We start from the raw sequence: 18,829 nt of genomic DNA on the forward strand, positions 1-18,829 counted from the left end.
AGATACTATTGTGGCAGGTTTTTATACTTAAAACAATAAAAAGGATCTATTATAATGGCTAGATTAGTTGTTCTTGGTGGAGGAGTTTCAGGTCATACTGCTGCTACCTTTGCCGCAAAATGGTTAGGCTCTGCCCACGAGGTAGTTGTTGTGACACCAAATTCAAAATGGAATTGGATTCCATCAAATATCTGGGTCGGTGTCGGTGAGATGAGCAAGGAGGAGGTCACTTTTGATCTAGCTCCGGTTTATGCCAAAGCAGGTATTAACTACAAACAGGCAAAGGCTGTTTCAATCAATCCAGAGGGTTCTGAGTCAAGCGATAAGCCTTTTGTTACTATCGAGTATACGCTTGCAGGACGCGAGGGCGAAGTTGAGAATGTTGAGTATGATTATCTAATCAATGCAACTGGACCAAAACTTAACTTCGGTGCAACCGAGGGACTTGGAGTAGGCTCCGAACTCGGCGAGTTTACAGTTTCGGTTTGTACGGCAGACCATGCTACTCATGCAAATGAAGAGTTCCAAAAATGTATCCAGAAGATGAAACAGGGCGAACGCCAAAAGTTTTTAATAGGTACGGGACACGGTATGTGTACATGCCAAGGTGCTGCTTTTGAGTATATTTTCAATATTGAGCATGAGCTTAAAAAAGCTGGTGTTCGTGATATGGCTGAAGTAAAGTGGATCTCAAACGAGTCTTTCTTGGGCGATTTTGGAGTCGGCGGACTTCACATGAAGAGTATGGGTTTTGCGGTTAGTTCAAAAATCTTTGCCGAGTCTCTATTTACCGAGAGAGATGTTGATTGGATAATAGGCGCTCATGTCAACAAGGTTGAAAAAGGAAAAGTACACTATGAGCTGCTTGATGGCTCAATGGGCGAAGAGGAGTTTGACTTCTCAATGCTGATTCCTCCATTTGCGGGCGTCGGTCTTAAGGCTTACGGTAAAGATGGTTCGGATATTACAAGTACGGTTTTTGCTCCAAACGGTTTTATGAAAGTTGATGCTAATTACTCTGCAGGCTCATATGAGAACTGGAAGGCAAGCGATTGGCCAAAAACTTACCAAAACCCGGCCTATGCAAATATGTTTGCCTGCGGAATTGCGTTTGCTCCTCCACACCCAATCTCCAAACCTATGAGCTCACCAAACGGAACTCCTATAAGCCCGACTCCTCCAAGAACGGGTATGCCATCAGGTATTATCGGAAAAGCGGTAGCTCACAGTATTTGTGACAGAATTTTAAAGGGAGAGAGTGCTCCTCTTCATGAAGCTTCTATGGCTCACATGGGTGCAGCTTGTGTTGCATCGGCAGGAAAAGGTTTATTTGATGGAACAGCCGCTGCGATGACTATCTATCCTGTTGTTCCAGACTTTGAAAAATACCCGGGAACCGGTCGTGATACAGAGTATACATTTGGCGAGATTGGTCTTGCAGGTCACTGGATTAAACATATCCTTCATCACCTATTTATTTGGAAGGCTAAGCTAAAAGCTGGCTGGACAATGATCCCTGAATAGAATTTAAGAATAGACATTAAAGGAGATACATCATGGAAAAGAAAGCAGAACACAACATTAAGGCATACGGCAAAAATTTTACAACAATGACACCCGGTTCATTTGCTATAAAATTAAGAACATGCAAAATCTGGCAATTTATCAGATTTATAATTATTAATATAAAAATGTTAGTAGTGGTAAGAAAAAGTCACTAACTCATCAAAAACAGAGACCCTGCAAATTGCAGAGTCTCTGTCTATTCTGATTTAACACCCCAAATAAGGTACTTTAATGATTAGAGAAATAATTACCTACCCAACCCCGCCCAGTGTACAATATGCGACAGATGTTAGAACTTTTAACGAAGAGCTCTTCTCTCTAATTGAGGACATGAAAGATACTATTGAAGCCAACTCTTTAGATGGTCTTGCCGCATTTCAGATCGGTAGTTATTATAATGTTGTAGTTATTAAAAAAGAGGATGGGACGTTTTTAGAGCTGATAAACCCGAGGCTTATAAGCAATGGCGGCAGGGTAACAACGGTGGAGAAAACGGCTTATTTCCCCGGACTGAGTGCAAATGTAACAAGGTATGAGAAGATAAGTGTTATTTATCAGGATAGGGAATCAAACCAGCACTCCTTAAGGGCAGAAGGAGATCTTAGTATTTTACTTCAGAGAAAAATCGACTATACATTTGGATCGAGTTTTTTCAACAAGTTAAATAAACAAGAGAAGAAACTCTTTGAGAAAAAACTTGATTTTGGAAGCGATATTGCAATCTCGGAGGCTTGTCCAACAAAATTCAATAGAGATTACATTGTTAAAGCTGTTAATATTGCGATGATTGTAATGTTGGTTTTACTGATGGCTTCACTATTTGTCTCTAAAGAGACCTCAGAGCAGCTGTGGAGTTATCAAAAATACCTATTTTTTGCTACCATAGTTTTAAATATTATATACTTTTTTTATGCACAGTACGAAGGCAAAAAATTTACATCCTGCACAAGTTGCCAAATCGGAAATATAATAGGAACGGCACTGATTTCGCTGATAAAGATATTTGCTATTATGTTGATATCATATTTAATAATGTAGGAAGAGTGAACGAGAATGGGAAAAGAACTACTAAATCTTGTAAAAAATCAAAATATTTTAATCGAATCAAAAGAGACCGTACTTTTAAGTTGGATATCTTATGAGTCCCTTCAAAAATTGCTTAAACTTCATGATATTGATAAGAATCTATTTTTACAAGAGTACGGCGGCGGTGTATTTGACTACTTTATGGGCGTAATAGCGGGAAGTGTAAAAATCGGAAACTGCCCGATTATGCAGAAACTACTTTTATACCTAAAAGATAAAGATATTAGATCGGATGAACTCTTTGAGATTTGCAGCCATTTTAAAAGAGGAATGGTTGAGTTTACATTTGACGCCAAGATTAACTCCAAAGAGCTTTTTGATGAGCTCTCATACATTTTTGACAAAAACTTTCAGAGCATATTGAAATACTACTCAGATACGATTTTTGAAAAAGAGCAGGAGATAACCAGGCATGTAAAGCTCTTAAATGAGTACCAAAAAGCACTTGATGAGAGCGCAATAATCTCCAAAATGGACCAAAACGGAATTATTACCTATATCAACGAAAAATACGTAAAACTTAGCGGATATAGCACTGATAAGCTTATGGGAAGTAAGCACAGCATGACTAAGCATGAGGATATGCCCGAGGAGTATTTTGAAGATATGTGGTTTCAGCTTGAAAATGCAGGCATCTTTAGAGGTACGATTAAGAACAGTAAAAAAGATGGAGGATACTTTTATATAGACGTGACAATCGCCAAGATAATAGACCCCTATGATGATTCAATCGAGTATATATCGATAGGCAATGACGTTACAACGCTAATAGACGCCAGACTTGAGGCTCAAAAAGCTTCACATGCAAAGGATTACTTTCTCTCAAATATGTCGCATGAGATTAGAACGCCATTAAATGCTATTTTGGGTTTTGTCAATCTTCTTATAGACCAAGAGGATCTCTCAAAGCAGCATAGAAAATATCTAGAGATTATTTTAAACAGCGGAGAGAATCTCTTAAGCATAATAAATGATATTTTGGACTTTACAAAACTAAGAAGCGGCGAGTTTACAATTGAACCCAGAATTTTCTCTATTCACAATGAGATTAGTCACACGCTAGAACTTTTCGTCGCTTCCGCAAATGCTAAAGATATCGTGCTTACCTCTTTTATAGATCCTACAATACCAAAAGAGCTATATGCAGACTCATTAAGAATTAAACAAATTCTCTCAAACCTCTTAAGTAACGCTATAAAGTTTACAAAGGTAGGCGGGCATATACATGTTGAGGCGGTATGTAAAAAAAATAATATCTTAAAAGTAAGTGTTAACGATAACGGTATTGGTATAGCGCAAGAGGATATAAGAAGCATTTTTACCGCATTTTCACAGGCTGGAAGATGGGAGGCAGCGGAGCTTGAGGGAACTGGGCTTGGACTATCCATCTGTCATCAGCTTGCAGAGCATATGGGTGGAAGTGTGCATGTCACATCAAAACTTGGAGAGGGGAGCACTTTTTGGGTGGAGATTCCTGTTGAGATCCATGACTATGAATGCCAAATGTTTAGTGATTTAGATGAGCTAAAGAGGTTAAAGACCATTTTTTACTCAAAAGATATGATAAGAGGGTACAAGGCGGACTCATTTTTAAAATACTCTGATATGTTCAATATGAGCATAGAGATGGTGGATAACCTGGATGGAGAGTTTGATATAGCTATATTTTTAGATGACTATATTGAGGGTGAAATTAAGGAGAATATTATAAACTCCAACAAAAAATATGTTGCCATTACCAGCAACCCGAGTGACAAGTATGAGAAGTATCCGCACATATCATCTGCTTGTTTTCCTCTTTATTGCTCAAAAATCAGAACAACATTTGAGGAGCTGCTTTACCCGGACTCATTCTCTGTCCATAAGCAAAGTAAGAGTATGAAATTTCAAGGGCATGTTTTAATAGCGGAGGATAATGAGGCAAATCAGGAGCTTATTAAAATCTTACTTACCAAATATGGTCTTACTTATGATCTGGCGACAAACGGGCTAGAGGCCGTTAACCTTTATAAAGCAAAAAAATATGACCTTGTTTTAATGGATGAGCAGATGCCTGTCATGGATGGAAATGAGGCTGTTGGAAATATAATAAAGTATGAAAAAGAGAGAGGGTTAAAACATACTCCCATATCTGCTTTGACGGCAAATGTTATAAAAGGGGCGAAAGAGAGAGGGCTAAAGAGCGGGTTCGACTCCTTTTTGGGAAAACCAATTGTTATAAAAGAGCTTGAGAGAGTCTTTTTTAACTATCTTCAGGTTTCAGAAGAGGCGGTAGAGTGTTTAGAGCTAGTCGAGCATATAAATACAATAGAGGGACTTGATTATGATAAGTTGAGTCAGGAGTTGATGTTAAGCGGCGACGAGTTGATTATGCTTGTGGAGCTTTTTTTGAAAAAAATGGCAAAACAAATTCCGGATTTACATAGTGCCATAAAATCAAGAGATTACAAAAAAATAGCGCTTATTGCCCACAGTATAAAAGGCTCAAGCGGTAACTTCAGGATTGAGTCGGTGCAAGAAGAGGGTGAGAAAATAGAGAAGATGGCAAAAGCCAAAGAGAAAGATTTTGACTATGAACACTCTTTTGAAAAGATAAAAATTGCTCTTGAGGCTATAAAAGTAAAGTAATTAGCTACTTCTCTATGCAGTAACCGATTCCTGAGGCATTTTTAATTATATCGGTAGGGAGTTTGTTTCTTAGTCTCCAGACAAGAGTTCTTATGCTGTTCTCCGTTGCTCCATTCTCTTTCCAGACATAATCTATTGCTTGTGAAAAGCTGATGGTGTGTCCAAGTTTTGCGACAAGAAGTCTTAGAATCGCTCTCTCTTTTTTTGTCAGTTTTATCTTTTCATTGTTGTAGAATATCTCATCTTGGGATATGTCCATATGGTAGCCGTTAGCAAAAAATATAATGGGCTTGTCTGACTCTCTTTTAGCATAAAGAAGCTTCTCTACGCTGTTTTGATCAAGTTTAGGCATAACCGCCTCTTCGCTTCTTTTGTTCTCCATCTCAAACTTGAAAATAGCCATCTGTATAGTTGCGTGCAGAGAGGATGGGTCAAAAGGTTTTACGATGTAGCCATAAGGCTCCGTCTTGATTGCTTCTGCTATTATATCATCGTCGGCATAGGATGTAAGATAGATAAATGGTATGGAATAGTTTTGTCTAATAGTTTTGGCAAGTTCGATTCCGTCGCTACTCTCTTGAAGAGAGATATCTATAATAATAACATCCGGTCTGTAAGAGGATAGCTTCTCTTTAGCCTCTGTTGCATTATCGTACATCCCGACTATCTCATAGCCGTGCTTTTGAAGAGACAACTTGAGGTTTAGGGCTGTGATCTCATCATCTTCAACAATCATAATAGTGTGTTTATTCATAGTTAATCCAATATAAGCATATATGTAATTATAATCTAATTATAGTATAAGTTTTTTTAATCCCATAATAAAAATGTGATAAATGTGATAATATTGTTACAGCATTACACTTTATATGTATAAATATCAATTTTCTTTTATTTTTGGAATGGCGTTTGCTGTAGTTAAAAAATGTTTTTAAGGAAACCCAGTGAATTTTATGGAGACTCTAAAGCTCAGAGGCAAGCTTTTGTTTATTTTTATAATTATTACGGTTGGCTTGGTCGTTGTCGGCGTGATGGGAACAATAAACTTAAAATCTATGAAAAAGAATCTTGATTCACTCTATTTCGGCTCTCTTGTTCCTGTTACGGAGTTAAATAAAATTCTTCAAACATATCATAGAACTTTAGGAAGTACGCTATATAAAGCGAAAAATGCTCAAATCTCTCCTGATGAGGTTAAATCGCGCATAAAATCCGCGATAGAGAGCATTGAGAAAGAGTGGGAAAGCTACGAGAAGCACTTTAAGAGAGATTATGAGCTTGGTTATATTGAGTATGCAGCATTCGAGATAAAGGCTGCCAATAGCTATTTTAGCAGTGCAGTAGAATCAATTGAGAATGGGAGCGATATGAAAAATTTATCGCTTAGCAGTGTTGAAAATAGAATTTCTCATATACATCAAGTTGTGAATAAACTAATCACTTATGAAGTTGATGTCGCAAAATATGAGCGCAAAAACTTTCTAGCTCTTTATGAGGCACTTTTGATGAAAGTCGGCTCTATTTTAGTGCTGGTAATATTTGGCGTGACGGTAATATCGTTTTATGTATTTAAGAGCATACAAAGCGATCAGACCTCACTAGAGATATTTGCAAAAAAATTAAAAATTGCAAATAAAAAGCTTGAGAATGCTTCGTATACGGACTCTTTAACGGAACTTCATAACAGAAGATACTTTAACCTTGTGTATGACAGAGAGATAAAAAGAGCAAAAAGAAACAACAGCAGCATTACCTTTATGATGCTAGATATTGACTATTTTAAACAGTATAACGATACATATGGGCATATAGAGGGAGACGCAGCTCTGAGGAGTGTTGCGAAAGTCTTTAAAGATCTCTTTAAACGTCCAAGTGATTTTGTATTTAGACTCGGAGGAGAGGAGTTCGGAGTGCTTTTTAGTGAAGTGGATGAGGAGAATAGCGCAATTATTGCCAGAAATATTTGTGATGCCGTAAAAGGGTGCGGGATTAAGCATGAAGGCTCGAAAATAAATGAGTTTTTAACAGTATCAATCGGGGTCGCTTGCTGTGTGGCTGATGAGGCACTAGATGATGAAGTGCTTATAAGCAAAGCGGATGAGATGCTCTACCGCGCAAAAGAGAGCGGAAGAGACGGATATAGCATAACGACGAACATAAGTGTCACGACCCCGCATATTGCCCAGAGAGCGAGCGCTTAAACTAGTCCTTGCTCGATCATAGCGTCGGCTACTTTTCTGAATCCTGCAATATTCGCACCTAAAACTAGATTTGTAGGTTCGCCGAACTCGGCAGCGGTCGTGCTCGCATTTACATAGATATTTTTCATGATTTGTGCAAGTTTTTCATCAACTTCTTCAAAAGTCCAATTAACCATAGATGCATTTTGTGCCATCTCTAGCTGACTTGTTGCAACACCGCCAGCATTTGCTGCTTTACCCGGGCCGTAAGATATTTTCGATTTAACGAAAAGATCAACTGCTTCAGGAGTTGAAGGCATATTTGCACCCTCGCTTATACAAACACAGCCGTTTGCAAGAAGATTCTTCGCATCATTTAGATTGAGTTCATTTTGAGTAGCACTTGGAAATGCCGCATAACATGGAATTGTATAAACTCCGTTGCAGTCTTCAGGATACTCTTCTAGCGGAGTATATTTTGCATTTGGTCTGCTTTTTAAATACTCTGTCAGTCTCTCTCTTCTTACCTCTTTTAAATCTTTTAAGAGCTCTAAGTCGATTCCCTCTTCGTCATAAATCATACCGTTTGAGTCGCTGCATGTAACAGGAATAGCTCCAAGATGGTAAAGTTTTTCGATTGTGTAGATAGAGACGTTTCCACTTCCCGAAACTACACACTTTTTACCATCTAGAGTCTCGCCTTTGTCTTCAAGCATATACTTAGCAAAATAGACGGCTCCATAGCCTGTAGCCTCCGTTCTTACAAGTGAACCGCCCCATCTGAGTGATTTTCCGGTAAGCACGCCTTCGTATTTGTTAGCAAGTTTTTTATACATACCGAACATGTAGCCGATTTCTCTGCCTCCAACCCCGATATCTCCTGCAGGAACGTCTGTATTTGCACCAATGTGTCTGAAAAGTTCGCTCATAAATGCTTGACAAAATCTCATGACCTCATTGTCAGATTTGCCTTTTGGATTAAAATCGCTTCCCCCTTTTCCGCCTCCGATTTGAAGACCTGTAAGCGAGTTTTTGAAAATCTGCTCAAATCCTAAAAACTTAATAACGCCTGCATTTACGCTTGGGTGAAATCTAAGACCCCCTTTGTATGGTCCAAGAGCCGAGTTGAACTCTATTCTATACCCCTTGTTTACTTGAATTTCGCCGTTGTCATCAACCCAGTTTACACGAAAAAGTATCTGTCTCTCAGGCTCAACAATTCTCTCTATTATTTTGTGTTTTCTATATTTTGGATATTTTTCCATTAACGGGCGGAGTGATTCAAGAACCTCTTCGGCAGCTTGATAAAACTCTTTTTGAGACGGGCTAGATCTCTTTAGGTATTCAAAAACGTCTTTTACGTATGGCATATATCTTTCCTTTTTTTTAAATAGGTAGGGATGATACTATAAAAAAAATTAAATTTTCTATAATGAAGGCTATATTTAATAAATTATTAAAAAAAATAATTAATTTTTCATCATTTTAAATTGACAAATAAAATATATTTTGGTAGCCTTGGTAGAGGTGCTCACTATTTTTGCACTGTTGAAATTTTGAAGGAATGCAAATATGAAAATATCTAAAGAGAAATTAGAAGAGGCAAAAGAGGTAGCTAGAGATTGGCAGCTCTATATACAGGAGCATAGAGAGAGCGTCGAAGAGAAGTTTCATGATACGATGCTAAGAATGCTAAAAGACCCAATGAACAAGATTTTTTTAATTGAACTTCTAGATCAGAGTTTTCGTTCTAAAAACCCTCACAGAGTTGCAGATCAGATAGAGTATATATTTAGCAAATACAAAGGTACTAGCTTCTTTAGCGCTTTTGAAGAGCTGCTTATCCTCTCTTTTCGTAAAGTCGGCATCTATATGACAAGCATCTCTATCCCAATTTTTATAAAGTATTTAAGAAACGATATTAAAAATGTCGTTATACTGGGAGAAGAGAAGGCTCTTGTAGAGCATATTAAAAAGAGAAAAGCAGAGGGAACAAGGGTAAATATAAATATAATCGGCGAGATAGTCCTAGGCGAAGAGGAAGCTGACTATAGAGTTAACAAATATATAAAAACGCTTCAAAATCCAAATATCGACTATATCTCTATAAAGATATCTACTATTTTTTCTCAGATAAATCCTTTGGCTCATGAATGGAGCGTAGGGCAGATCTCAAATAAGTTAGAGAAGATTTATGCCGCTGCAATGCAGAACAGATTTATAGATGTGGATGGCAAAGAGAGCGATAAGTTTGTAAATCTTGACATGGAGGAGTATAAAGATATACACCTGACTATTGATGTCTTTAAAAAAACACTCTCGTTAGAGAAGTTTAAAGAGCTTCATGCAGGAATCGTTCTTCAGGCATATCTTCCCGATACGCTGGAGCTGGCAAAAAATCTTGTATCATGGGCAAAAGAGAGAGTAGGTAACGGCGGAGCACCTATTAAGATACGTCTGGTAAAGGGTGCAAATCAGGAGATGGAACTCACAGAAGCGAGTCTGAGAGAGTGGGAGTGTGTCACATATAGAAAAAAAACGCAAAGTGACGCCAACTTTAAAGTTATCATGGACTACCTTTTAGACCCTGACGTAGCGCCTTACGCACATCTAGGAGTTGCTTCGCACAATCTTTTTGACCACGCTCTTGGAATGCTTCTCTCACGCGAGAGAGGAGTTGAGAAGTTTTACACTGCCGAGATGCTTGAGGGCATGAGCGAGACCGCTTATAAGGTTCTTAAAAAAGAGGGCTTAAACGTCATCCTCTACGCTCCGACGGCGACAAAAGAGACCTTTACAAATGCTATAGCATATCTTGTGAGAAGATTTGATGAAAACACTGCACAGCAGAATTTTTTACGCCATAGTTTCGGGCTAAAAGTAGACTCTGAGGCGTGGAAGACGCTTGTGAAGAGTTATGATGACGCCTTGGACGAGATAAAAGATTTGAGGCTTACTCCATATAGGGTTCAAGATAGAAACATAGAGCCGATAAAGCCTGAGATTGATTTGGACAGTTACATGTATGAGAGTGAAGCTGATACGGATTTTGTTCTTATGCAGAATAAAAAGTGGGCGAGAGATATTGCCGATAAGTGGAGAAATATCGCAAAAAGCGGCGGTTATCATGCAAAACCTGTCGTCGGCTCAAAAGAGATTGAGAGTGATGATATTGTAGAGATAATTGATAAGTCTCAATATCATGATGGTATCGTTGTAGGTTCTTACGTAAAAGCCGGTGCCGGGGATATGCACGAAGCCGTAAAAGTAGCAAAAGAGGATATTGACGGATGGAGAAAACTCAGCATAAAAGAGCGTCAAAAAATACTTATGGACGCGGCACATGAGTTTAGAAAAAGAAGAGCAGACCTCATAGGAGTTGCCGCGGCGGAAGTCGGCAAAGTCTTTGGCGAGACGGATGTCGAGGTCTCTGAAGCAATAGACTTTTTAAACTTCTATCCATACAGTGTGAGAAAAATAGAGGAGCTAGAGGGTTTGCATGTAACTCCAAAAGGGGTAGGGCTGGTGGTTAGCCCATGGAACTTCCCAGTAGCAATTCCAGCAGGCGGTATTGCTGCGGCACTCGCAGCAGGAAATACGGTTATACTTAAACCGGCATCCGACTCTGTTCTTTGCGCGCAGATGGTTTGTGAATGTTTTTGGAGTGCGGGTGTTAGTAAAAATACGCTTCAATTTCTTCCATCAAGCGGAGCTTTGGCGGGAGAGGAGCTTATAACTAACAGAGATATTGATTTTACAATATTTACAGGCGGAGAGCAGACGGCCTATAGCATGATAAAACAGCGTCCAGACATTCATCTAAGTGCTGAGACAGGCGGCAAAGACGCTACCATAGTTACCTCTATGGCGGATCGTGATCAGGCTGTTAAAAATGTTGTCGCTTCCGCATTTAGCAACTCGGGGCAGAAGTGTTCTGCAACATCTCTGCTTGTGCTCGAAGATGAACTCTATAACGATGAAAATTTTAAAAAGATGTTGGCTGATGCAGCAAACTCTCTAGAGGTAGGTTCAGTTTGGGATTTTAAAAATAAGATAGGAGCGCTCTCCTCTAAACCATCCGGCAATCTTAAAAAAGCTTTGAGTTATTTGGATGAGGGAGAAGAGTGGCTTCTTCAACCATCTTATGCCGAGAGTAATAACCCTTACATGCTAAAGCCCTCAATCAGATGGGGGACTTCAAGCGGCGATTTTTGTCACATGAATGAGCTTTTTGGTCCTGTTCTAAGCGTTATGAGAGCGGATGATTTAGAAGATGCCATAGATGTAGTGAACTCGACAGGGTACGGTCTTACATCTGGAATAGAGAGTCTTGATGAGAGGGAGCAGGGAATCTGGATGGAGAAACTAAAAGCAGGGAATCTATATATTAATCGCGGTACGACAGGTGCGATTGTCATAAGGCAGCCCTTTGGAGGCATGGGCAAATCTGCCATAGGAAGCGGTAAAAAAGCGGGCGGATTTAACTATGTTACGCAGTTTATGAATATAGACGCGGATGAGGTTTCATTTCAAGAGACGCATGCATTCTCATCCCACGGTGTTTTTGCAGGGGAAGTCGCAAAGGCTTCCGAGATTGCAAAGGATTTTGTGAAGTGGCATAGGGACGAATTTAGCAAAGAGCATGACTATGCAAATGTCAGAGGCGAGAGCAATGTCATAAGATATTTGGGTGTAGAGAGCGTTCTTTTGAGATGCCAAAACGGAGACAGACTTTACGAAATTCTAGCATCCATTACGGCCGCAAAGATTGCGGGTGCAACGCTTCTTATCTCGCTTCCTAAAAAGATACAAAGTGATGAACTCGTATGGCTTATAAATAACTCAAGAAATATTTTGGCAAAAGAGGATGTTTTGGAGCTTCAAAGTGACGATGAGCTTGTAGAGTCGATGAAAAAAGCTCAAAGAGTCAGATTCTTAAATCCAAAACATGTAACAAAAAATATTTATGATGCCCTAAAAGATGAGGCAAAACATATAACAAGCGAGTCCTTTGTAAGTCATGGCAGAATTGAGCTGCTTCACTACTTTATAGAACAGAGTGTTACGAACTCATATCACAGATATGGGAATCTAGGAGTTAGAGGGCTTGAGAATAAAGCTAATGCCCGCTCTTAAATCTAAAGCCCTCTTCTATAAGCAGGGCTCTTAGTTTATCTCTTAGTTCGCCTTGAAGCTCCATCCAGCCATCTTTAAAAGTTCCGCCGCATCCGAGCTTTTTCTTTAGAGTTTTTAACAGTGTTTCTGAATCTTTTTGCAGCATGTGAAATTCGCCTACAAGGGTTACGGTTTTGCCGCGTCTTTTCTCTTTTTTAAAAAATAAGAAGTGTTTTGACGGCTCTAAAATTTCATCTGAGATGACACTTTTTCTTGGAGTCTCGATTTTTGCCCAGCCATCTTCTATATCGGCTCCGATAAAGAGGTCAAGCTTTTTTCCTCTGCTCATAAGATGACTTTTTGCCTGAGCACACTCATGTTTGAGGAGTCAAAATTATCATCTTTTATGCTTTTGATGATATCTTCCAAAGAGAGTTTTGTGTGATTGTAAAGCACTACAAAAACCTCGTTACCCTCTTGCAAAAATGTGCTCTCTCCATAGGGAGTGTATCTTGTAGCACCGATGCTGATTATGGCATCTGAGGGATTATTGCATGATGTTATATACTTGCTTAACGGCTCTAGAGGACCGAAATCTCTCTGGGTATTTATCTGCTCTACCATCCACTCTTGGAGTTTTTCATAGAAGTAACTGTATCCCTTTAGTTCAACATCTTCGCCATAAGCATAAAGCTCACCCTCTCTTTGTAAAAAGCTGCAAATGGAGTAGCTATCCATTATGCCTCCCTCGCTAAAGGTATCTATTTTGATTAAGTTTTTGCTTAACCCTTTAGAATTTTCTCCCCAGTTTTTTTTGTCGCTTATTTTGGAAGCACCCGCAACCCGAATAGAGCAGTCGTTATAAGCTCCAAAGTGAGTAGGGATGATTTTAGAGAGTTTGTTGTTTATGTATTCAAGTTTGCAGATAAGAGCGACTTCAGGCTCTGCTTGAATGTTGAGCTCTTTGTTTGGCAGTTTGATTGTAGAGCTTGAGAGAGGGTAGGTGTTTAAAATCTCTTTTGTCCTATCTACATGTAAAGGAAGATAGAATGGAAACATCCCTTTCGGTGCTGCTTCATCGGCAGTAATAACATCTTTAAAATCTTCCAACTCTCCGGCTTGGGCAAGGTGCAGAGCAAAGTTTCCCGCAATCCCAAGACCTAAAAACTCTTTATATTTCACCTTTTTCCTTAGCCTTTGCAAACTCTTCATAGCTTCCTTTGAAATCTATATAGCTTCCGTCTTCTCTAAGTTCTATAATACGACCCGCGAATGCGTCAAGAAGTTCACGGTCATGTGATACACAGATAACATTCCCTTTGAAGTTGTAAAGTGCTTCGCCGAGTGCAACGATTGCTTCAAGGTCAAGGTGATTTGAAGGCTCATCCAGAACCAAAAAGTTTCCGCCCTCAAGCATCATTTTACTTAGCATCATTCTATGTTTTTCACCGCCGGAGATGCTTACAACCGATTTTTCTTGCTCTTCGCCGCTAAAAAGCATTCTTCCCAAACAGTTTCTAATTTCTGAAATATCACGTTTAGGGTCAAATCCTCTTAGCCAGTCATATAGAGTTCCATCGCCCTTGATAATGTCGGCAGTGTCTTGAGGAAAGTAGCTGTTTTCTATGGTTGCTCCCCAGTGAATCTCCCCGCTTGTAGGCTTTATCTCTTCCATAAAAATTTTTAAAAGAGTTGTTTTACCTACACCATTTCCGCCGATAAGAGCGACTTTTTCGCCTGGCTCAAATTTTAAAGTTATGTTTTTTAAAACCTCATTGTCTCCGTAAGAGTGGTTTACTCCTGTGATTTGCAGAGCCTCATCACCCATAACTCTTTTTGCTTTAAACACAACACTTGGGTCACGGCGTGAAGATGGTTTGATGTCGTCAATTACTAGTTTATCAAGCTGTTTTTGTCGTGAAGTTGCCTGTTTTGCTTTTGAAGCATTTGCACTAAAACGGCGAACGAAAGCTTCAAGCTGCTCTTTCTCTTTCTCTTTTTTGGCATTGTTAAGCTCTTGCTGTTTTGCAATCACGTTTGCGGCAATATACCAATCATCGTAGTTACCTGCAAATTCGCGGATTTTTTGATAATCGACATCTAGAATATTTGTAACGACTGCATTTAGGAAGTGCCTATCATGAGAGATGACTACCATTGTTCCTTCATGACGCTGAAGTTCATGCTCCAGCCAGCTGATTGTCTCAATATCAAGGTTGTTGGTAGGCTCATCAAGAAACAGCACGTCTGGTCTAGGGTATAAAACCTGAGCCAAGAGAACTTTAAACTTATCGGCACTGTCAAGCGTACTCATAAGCTCATTGTGATGGCTTGCAGGGATGCCGACATTTTCTAAGATTTTTGCAATATTTACATCATACTCATAGGTCGGGTCTTCTTCTACACAGATAGTCTCAAGCTCGGCAAGACGGTCGTTTACAGTGTCATCTTCAAAGTCGCCTGTTGCATATATGACCTCTTTTTCTTTGATTGCGTCATAGAGTCTTTTGTTTCCGTAAAGTACTGCATCGGCAATAGTAAAATCTTCATAAGCATATTGATTCTGCTCTAAGATTCCGACTTTATTTGTTTTTGGGATTATAACTTCGCCTTCATACTCATTGATCTGACCGCTGAGTATCTTTAAGAAGGTTGTTTTTCCAGCACCGTTTGCACCGATTAAACCATATCTTTTATGACGATCTAGTTTAAGATTTATGTCTTGAAATAGAACTCTATTTCCATAACGCATTATTAAATTTTGTACAGTTACCATGGTTTATCTCTCGCTTAGGCAAAATCTAATCTGCCTATTATTTTTTTCGCGATTATAGCCGATTGTTGTTTAAAGCCTGATTTAACCTTATACCAAATGCCCTTATATTTTACTGTACGGTTTATCCCAAAAATCAGTATCCGGCTCACCTTGACGCACACTTTTTAAATACTTCTCTTCCGTTCTTTGAATCTCTGCTCTAATAAGATTTACCACTGCTTTTTGCGACGCTATCGGCTCAGGAAGAGCGCAGTACTCTCCATCTGTCAGCTCATCGTTGAATTTGGTTTCATCAAAACTTTTTCCAAGATATTTGACTATATACTTTAAGTCTCTCTCAGCATTTCCAAGGCATGAAGTAGCGCCCGGCGATGGCGTCATGTTGAAAATAAGACCTTCTCCGGTATAGATTGAAGCCTCGCCCAGAAGAAGCCTCTGCTCATCTTTGTTTAACACCTGAGGGCGGACACCGCCAAACCCTTTGGCGTATCTAAACTCGTCTAGTTTAAGAGAGGGGACAATTTTTCTTGCATCTTTTAAAAAGAGATATTTGTTTAAAAAAGGGACTTCAAAAAGGAAGTTTCTAAATATATATTTGCGAATATCGCGCTCTTTTAAAAGTTTCCAAAGAGCCATGGCAATATTTTTATCAAACCTTAATGTCTTCCAAAAGTCCAAATATGTTCCATTTTTGTAGCGCTCAAGTTTTGGAAGCATAAGTGCGGTAGGACCGAAACGCGTATTGCCATCAGCCAAAACATCAGGGTCGCCGTGAAGGGCGGCAAATGGAAGTTTTGGATTTTGAATCATATAAACTTTGCCGTTAAGCATCTTCTCATTTGTCATATAGAAGCTTCCGGCAACCGGCAGACAGCCAAGATTTAGTCCAAACCCCATTTGGTGTGCCAAAAAGAGCGAATGTGCTCCGGCATCTACTACTACAAAGTCGGCATAAAAGGTATTCTCTTTTGTTTTGACTACATAACCGCGTTTTTTGCTCTTCTGGATGCTTTGTACTTTGGTATTTAAAAAAAGCTCTAGTTCTACATCTTTCTCTTTTTTTGCGTTCTCCACAAATGAGCTTGAGAGTTTTTGATAATCAACCGTTGTCCATTGATTTTTTGTTCCTATGCCGACAATATTCTCACGCCGCTCATTGCCATCTTCATCGAATACAACGCGGGGTTCAACCTCTTTTAGTTTCTCTTTGTCCCAAACCTCAAGATATGGAAAAAGCTCAGAAAACTCTTCATAACGGTGAAGCAGAAACTCCACCTCTTTTTTCCCGACACCAAGTGCCATCTTTTGATGTGAGAATATTATTTTGTTTTGATAGTTGTACTGCAAGCAGTATTTTTCGACCATCTTCGCCGTTCTTTTGGTTATTGCGGCCTTTTGAAGCGTATAGTTGGTCTCAATGTCCCCAACATGTATAGTTTGAGAGTTGCTTGTTGCGCATGAGTTTAGTGTAGCAATATCTTCGTATTTTTCGATAATGCCGATAGACTTAATATCGGTGTATCTTGCAAGTTCATAGGCTAATGCCGTTCCCGATACTCCGGCTCCTACTATTATAACTTCAAAATTTTTAACGCCCATTTCCACCTATCCAGTCTCATATTTAGCTGTATTGTAGCGAATTTGTTATAATACTTTATAATTTAATTTTAGTTGGAACGGATATGCAGATAAGAGAGTTGGACTTAAAAGAGTTAGTGAGTGTTTTTGATGTTCTCTCACAGCTTCGCACGGAACTTGACTACGATGAGTTTGAAGACCTAATCTATGAGATGAGAAGCATGGAGTATAAAATGGTTGGAGTGATGGATGGAGAGGTTCTTATCACTTACGCCGGGGTTGCCGTGCAGACAAATCTCTACCACAAAAGACATCTCTTTGTTTTTGATTTAGTTACCGATGAGAAGTATAGAGGAAGCGGTTATGGCAAAATGATGCTTGAGTATCTTCATGACTTTGCAAAAATGGGAATGTGTGAAAATATAGTGTTGTCATCAGGTTTTCAACGAGAAGAAGCTCATAAATTTTATGAAAAGAACGGTTTTACCAAAAAGAGTTTTGTTTTCTTAAAGAGAGTTTGAGTTAAGTTGGAAGATGAGATACTCTATGAATCTCGAAAAACAAGTTTTTTCTAAAGAAACTTCGTTTTGTAGCTTTGGTGCGTAACAAAAATTTGCAGGCAAAAAGCCTGCAAAGTAAAACCTATAAAGGAGTTACGTTCTCAGCTTGAGGACCTTTTTGTCCCTCGCCAAGTTCATAAGTTACTTTTTGACCCTCAGATAAAGAAACGCGACCAGGTCCCGTTCTGTTTACTTGGCGAAAGTGTACGAATACATCCTTACCGCCATTGTCTTGTTGAATAAAACCATAACCTTTTTCTTCATTGAACCATTTAACGGTTCCGTCTAGCAATTCTGCCATGTTGTAGTACCTCTTTGGTAAAAATTCACTTCTTTGGAAGTGGAGTCAAAATATAGGGGAGTCGTTTGTCTAGCAGAATATACTAATAGATGAGCTCACACACACAAATCTTTCATCAAAAGCATTATATCAAAAGTTTTTATTTTTTATATAAAAATTAAAATTTTATATAAGTTAACTTTAAACCGATATATTAAAAATTAAAAGAAGGAGTTGAGTATGCAAGTATCTTCAAGTACTCAGGTTTTTGAACCTGTAGCAAAGAGTTCGGTTATAAAGCCGCTTTTTAGCGAGAAATTATCAAAAGATGAAGCTCTAGAGATAAGAGAGCAGATTAGACAAAATGCGAATGCTATGGCATTTAACTCTGCCGTTATTCAAGACGGCGTCTCTAATGCGGAGGAGAGTTTTAAGAAGCAGCATGAAGAGTTTAAGAGTTTTCTCAAAGATATCGGATATGACGGAAAACCGATAGCCGAACTCTCAAAAGATGAGGCAGCAGAACTTGTAAGCGAAGATGGTTTTTTCGGTATAGAAAAAACATCGCAGAGAATCGCCGAGTTTGTAATAGGCGGAGCAGGGACGGATGAAGCTAGATTTCGTGCAGGGCGTGAAGGAATGATTCAAGGATTTAAAGAAGCAGAAGCTATGTGGGGAGGGAAACTTCCTGAAATATCACAAAGAACCATGGAAAAAGCTATAGAAATAGTAGACAAAGCAATGTATGATTTGGGCTTTTCTATAATCGACAAGGAAGTTTGACAAAACATGAAATATATTTTAAAAGATGAGCACATAGAGCTTTATAAACTTCTAAAAGTTTTGGATTTAGTTGATAGCGGAGCAGAAGCTAAAATGGTTATAGCCGATGGACATGTAAGAAGAAACGGAGATGTTGAGCTGAGAAAAAGAGCGAAAATTGTTCGCGGGGATGTTATAGAAGTTGCTGAAGTTACGATAGAAGTTTTATAATACCAAGCAGGATTTTCTCCTCTTGGCGTTATAGTAGAAATGAACTTACAAGACCAATTAAACCGCC

The 18,829-nt window shown here is 39.0% G+C and carries 16 protein-coding genes; 9 read left to right on the forward strand and 7 right to left on the reverse strand.

What is annotated here, in order from left to right; all coding sequences use genetic code 11:
* The first annotated feature begins 54 nt into the window (after positions 1 to 54).
* The 4 genes from IBX42_RS01555 (at position 55) to IBX42_RS01570 (ending at position 5,280) form a co-directional block, all read left to right on the forward strand.
* The gene (locus IBX42_RS01555; protein ID WP_294927759.1) at positions 55 to 1,524 is read left to right on the forward strand and encodes an FAD-dependent oxidoreductase; all 1,470 of its coding nucleotides are present in this window, start codon (positions 55 to 57) and stop codon (positions 1,522 to 1,524) included.
* A gap of 32 nt (positions 1,525 to 1,556) precedes the next feature.
* A complete protein-coding gene (locus IBX42_RS01560; RefSeq protein ID WP_294927762.1) occupies positions 1,557 to 1,721 on the forward strand; it encodes a hypothetical protein in 165 nt (54 codons plus the stop codon).
* Positions 1,722 to 1,797: 76 nt separating this feature from the next.
* A complete protein-coding gene (locus IBX42_RS01565) occupies positions 1,798 to 2,604 on the forward strand; it encodes a peptide deformylase (protein ID WP_294927765.1) in 807 nt (268 codons plus the stop codon).
* 15 nt (positions 2,605 to 2,619) lie between these two features.
* The gene (locus tag IBX42_RS01570; protein WP_294927768.1) at positions 2,620 to 5,280 is read left to right on the forward strand and encodes an ATP-binding protein; all 2,661 of its coding nucleotides are present in this window, start codon (positions 2,620 to 2,622) and stop codon (positions 5,278 to 5,280) included.
* A 4-nt stretch (positions 5,281 to 5,284) separates the two neighbouring features.
* On the opposite strand, the gene IBX42_RS01575 is transcribed toward IBX42_RS01570, so the two are convergent.
* Positions 5,285 to 6,034, reverse strand: coding sequence for a response regulator (locus IBX42_RS01575; protein WP_294927771.1), 750 nt, complete (start codon positions 6,032 to 6,034; stop codon positions 5,285 to 5,287).
* A gap of 199 nt (positions 6,035 to 6,233) precedes the next feature.
* On the opposite strand from IBX42_RS01575, the gene IBX42_RS01580 reads away from it, so the two are divergent.
* On the forward strand, positions 6,234 to 7,481 hold the full coding sequence (locus tag IBX42_RS01580; protein ID WP_294927804.1) for a diguanylate cyclase: 1,248 nt from the start codon (positions 6,234 to 6,236) through the stop codon (positions 7,479 to 7,481).
* On the opposite strand, the gene gdhA is transcribed toward IBX42_RS01580, so the two are convergent.
* Positions 7,478 to 8,830 (reverse strand): NADP-specific glutamate dehydrogenase, encoded by a 1,353-nt coding sequence (gene gdhA, locus IBX42_RS01585; protein ID WP_294927774.1) that lies wholly within the window; start codon positions 8,828 to 8,830, stop codon positions 7,478 to 7,480. The two genes, IBX42_RS01580 and gdhA, sit on opposite strands and share 4 nt — an antisense overlap.
* Before the next feature lie 202 nt (positions 8,831 to 9,032).
* On the opposite strand from gdhA, the gene IBX42_RS01590 reads away from it, so the two are divergent.
* Positions 9,033 to 12,596 carry a bifunctional proline dehydrogenase/L-glutamate gamma-semialdehyde dehydrogenase gene (locus IBX42_RS01590; protein ID WP_294927777.1) on the forward strand — a complete coding sequence of 1,188 codons (3,564 nt, stop codon included), beginning with the start codon at positions 9,033 to 9,035 and terminating at the stop codon, positions 12,594 to 12,596.
* Here the strand turns inward: IBX42_RS01590 and IBX42_RS01595 are convergent.
* From IBX42_RS01595 to IBX42_RS01610, 4 genes are all read right to left on the reverse strand, one after another.
* Entirely contained in the window at positions 12,580 to 12,924 is a 345-nt protein-coding gene (locus tag IBX42_RS01595) for a translation initiation factor (RefSeq protein WP_294927780.1), read from the reverse strand. The genes IBX42_RS01590 and IBX42_RS01595 overlap by 17 nt on opposite strands.
* On the reverse strand, positions 12,921 to 13,757 hold the full coding sequence (locus tag IBX42_RS01600) for a DUF5718 family protein (RefSeq protein ID WP_294927783.1): 837 nt from the start codon (positions 13,755 to 13,757) through the stop codon (positions 12,921 to 12,923). Before IBX42_RS01600 ends, IBX42_RS01595 begins: the two co-directional genes overlap by 4 nt.
* Positions 13,747 to 15,351, reverse strand: coding sequence for an ATP-binding cassette domain-containing protein (locus tag IBX42_RS01605; protein ID WP_294927786.1), 1,605 nt, complete (start codon positions 15,349 to 15,351; stop codon positions 13,747 to 13,749). The genes IBX42_RS01600 and IBX42_RS01605 overlap by 11 nt, the downstream gene beginning before the upstream one ends.
* Positions 15,352 to 15,453: 102 nt before the next feature.
* Positions 15,454 to 16,950 (reverse strand): FAD-dependent oxidoreductase, encoded by a 1,497-nt coding sequence (locus tag IBX42_RS01610; RefSeq protein ID WP_294927790.1) that lies wholly within the window; start codon positions 16,948 to 16,950, stop codon positions 15,454 to 15,456.
* 83 nt (positions 16,951 to 17,033) lie between these two features.
* Between IBX42_RS01610 and IBX42_RS01615 the strand changes: the two genes are divergently transcribed.
* A complete protein-coding gene (locus tag IBX42_RS01615) occupies positions 17,034 to 17,450 on the forward strand; it encodes a GNAT family N-acetyltransferase (RefSeq protein WP_294927793.1) in 417 nt (138 codons plus the stop codon).
* A 121-nt stretch (positions 17,451 to 17,571) separates the two neighbouring features.
* On the opposite strand, the gene IBX42_RS01620 is transcribed toward IBX42_RS01615, so the two are convergent.
* Complete coding sequence (locus IBX42_RS01620) at positions 17,572 to 17,790, reverse strand: cold-shock protein (protein ID WP_294927796.1); 219 nt, start codon at positions 17,788 to 17,790, stop codon at positions 17,572 to 17,574.
* A 219-nt stretch (positions 17,791 to 18,009) separates the two neighbouring features.
* On the opposite strand from IBX42_RS01620, the gene IBX42_RS01625 reads away from it, so the two are divergent.
* Positions 18,010 to 18,552 carry a hypothetical protein gene (locus IBX42_RS01625; protein ID WP_294927799.1) on the forward strand — a complete coding sequence of 181 codons (543 nt, stop codon included), beginning with the start codon at positions 18,010 to 18,012 and terminating at the stop codon, positions 18,550 to 18,552.
* Between the two features lie 6 nt (positions 18,553 to 18,558).
* Positions 18,559 to 18,762, forward strand: a complete 204-nt coding sequence (locus IBX42_RS01630; protein ID WP_294927801.1) for an RNA-binding S4 domain-containing protein — start codon at positions 18,559 to 18,561, stop codon at positions 18,760 to 18,762.
* Positions 18,763 to 18,829 lie beyond the last annotated feature (67 nt).

Origin of the sequence: Sulfurimonas sp. (genome assembly GCF_014859695.1) — a bacterium.
Taxonomy (GTDB): Bacteria; Campylobacterota; Campylobacteria; order Campylobacterales; family Sulfurimonadaceae; genus Sulfurimonas.